Below are 1,060 nucleotides of genomic sequence, written 5' to 3'. Positions count from 1 at the left end.
CTGCTGGACCGGCTCGTCACGCAGGCCCTCGCGCACAACACCGACCTGCGGCAGGCGGTCGCAAACCTGGAGCGCGAGCGCGCCATCGAGGCCGAGGTTGCCGGCGGCCAGCGCCCCACGCTCGGCGTGAGCGGCGGCCCTTCGTTCGGCCATGCGTCGGGCCTGTCGATGCTGCAGAAGGGCTATGAGCCGCCGAGCCGCTTCAACTACAGCGCGGGTGCCTCCCTGTCCTACCAGGTCGACCTGTTCGGCCAGATACGCCGCAGCATCGAAGCCGCGGGCGCCAACGCCGAGGCCGCCGCGGCCGCGCTCGACCTCGTGCGCGTGAACGTGGCCGCGGGCACCGCGCGCGCCTACGCCCAGGCCTGCTCGACCGGGCTGCGCCTGCAGATCGCGCAGAAATCCGTCGCGCTGCAACAGGACGCGCTGAACGTCACCGAGCGCCTGCAGCGCGCGGGCCGCGCCGGTGCCATCGACGCCAACCGAGCGCGTGCGCAGCTGGAGCAGCTGAATGCCGCGCTGCCGCCGCTGCAGGCCGAGCGCCAGGGCGCGCTCTATCGCCTGGCCACGCTGACCGGCGCCCTGCCGCAGGACTTCCCGCGCGAGGTGGCCGGCTGCACCGTGCCCCCGCGCGTGGCCGGCACGCTGCCGGTGGGCGATGGCGCGGCCCTGCTGCGGCGCCGCCCGGACATCCGCCAGGCCGAACGCAGCCTGGCGGCCTCCACCGCACGCATCGGCGTGGCCACGGCCGATCTCTATCCGAAGGTGACGCTGGGGCTCTCGGCCTCGTCGGCCGGGCCGGCCAGCGATTTCGGCCGCAAGGACACCATTGGCTGGAGCATGGGCCCGCTGATCTCCTGGACCCTCCCCAACACCGGCATCGCGCAGGCCCGCATCGCCCAGGCCGAGGCCGGCACGCGCGCCGCACTCGCGAAGTTCGACGGCACCGTGCTGACCGCATTGCGCGAAACCGAGACCGCGCTCGGCACCTATGCGCGCGAGCTCGACCGCCGCGCCGCGCTGCAGGCTTCGCGCGACGAAAGCGCCAAGGTGGCCGCGC

The 1,060-nt window shown here is 74.3% G+C and carries 1 protein-coding gene; it reads left to right on the top strand.

The window, feature by feature from the left end; all coding sequences use genetic code 11:
* Window positions 1-1,060 (top strand): TolC family protein (locus tag AC04L7_RS19450; RefSeq protein ID WP_475513809.1); only part of this gene is annotated, 1,060 nt, incomplete at both ends.

Source organism: Pseudoxanthomonas sp. LjRoot204_2, assembly GCF_056175765.1.
This window is presented reverse-complemented; position numbering and strand designations above follow the sequence as displayed.